This is a genomic window from Moorena sp. SIO4E2 (genome assembly GCF_010671945.1).
Taxonomy (GTDB): Bacteria; Cyanobacteriota; Cyanobacteriia; order Cyanobacteriales; family Coleofasciculaceae; genus Moorena; species Moorena producens.
Genome location: NZ_JAAHIE010001302.1, coordinates 1 through 1,248, shown reverse-complemented (window position 1 = coordinate 1,248; position 1,248 = coordinate 1). Strand labels below are relative to the sequence as shown.

Genomic DNA, 1,248 nt, shown 5'->3' with positions numbered 1-1,248 from the left:
GTTGAAGATACCTACCATCGCTGATAGAGCATGGCAATGTCTAGCCAAATACGCTCTGGAACCTGCCCATGAGGCAACGTTCAGTGCCTATAGTTATGGATTCAGGCCGGGAAGAAGCGCACAAGATTCTCAGAAAATGCTATTCCTAAACCTGTGTTCGACTAAAAACGGCATACAAAAAAGAGTCTTAGAACTAGATATCAAGAAGTGCTTCGACCGAATAGCTCACACCACCATAATGAAGGAATTAATTGCACCTTCAGGCTTAAAATACGGGATATTTAGATGCCTAAAAGCAGGAACACATCCCGAATTCCCTGAGCAAGGAACTCCTCAAGGCGGTGTAGTTAGCCCGCTACTAGCAAACATAGCACTGAACGGAATAGAAGAATTAGACCCCAAAGTCAGAAGCATTAGATATGCCGATGACATGGTAATAATTCTAAAGCCAAAAGATAACGCTGAGAAAGTTTTAAATAAAATCAAAGCTTTCTTAGCAAAACGCGGAATGGAAGTCAGCGAGGAAAAAACCAAGCTAACTAAGACGACAGACGGGTTTGATTTTCTGGGGTGGTACTTCCGTGTCCAGAAAAACGGAAAATTTCGATGCATTCCCTCAGAGGATAATCATCGAAAAATACGTGAAAAAATCAAGCACGTAGTCAATAACTCGAACTATGGTGCCGAAATAAAAGCACAAAAAGTAGCCCCGATCGTACGTGGATGGAGAAACTACCATAAGAACTGCTATATGAGTAGTTCCAGGGATTCTCTATGGTTCATGAGAAATACGGCTCACCAGAAATTCCGCAAAGAAAAAAAGGTAAGTCGCTATAAAGCTACTGAACTATGTAAGAAAGCATTCCCGAAAGTAGGATACAGCCAAAATGAACACGTTAACGTTAAGGGGACTAAGTCCCCTTATGATGGTGACCTAGTTTATTGGAGCAGAAGGAACTCGAACCTCTACTCAGATACTACCTCAGCAGCTTTGAAAAGGCAAAACCATTCCTGTGGATTTTGTGGACTAAGATTCCTAGAAGACGAGGATGTACACCTTCATCACATAGATGGAAACCACGACAACTGGAAATCAAAGAATCTAATAGCAGTACACAATAGCTGTCACCAGCAAATTCACTGGAGCACTCCTAAGGGAGAGAAGATCTAGGAGCCATATGAGGGGAAACTTTCACGTATGGTATGACAGGAGAGGTGCCCTCCTTAATCGGAGGCATCGACTCTAAC

The 1,248-nt window shown here is 42.5% G+C and carries 1 protein-coding gene; it reads left to right on the top strand.

The features are described 5' to 3' along the window. A partial coding sequence (locus F6K37_RS43160) for a group II intron reverse transcriptase (RefSeq protein ID WP_287257308.1) occupies positions 1–1,171 on the top strand: 1,171 nt, incomplete at its 5' end. Positions 1,172–1,248 lie beyond the last annotated feature (77 nt).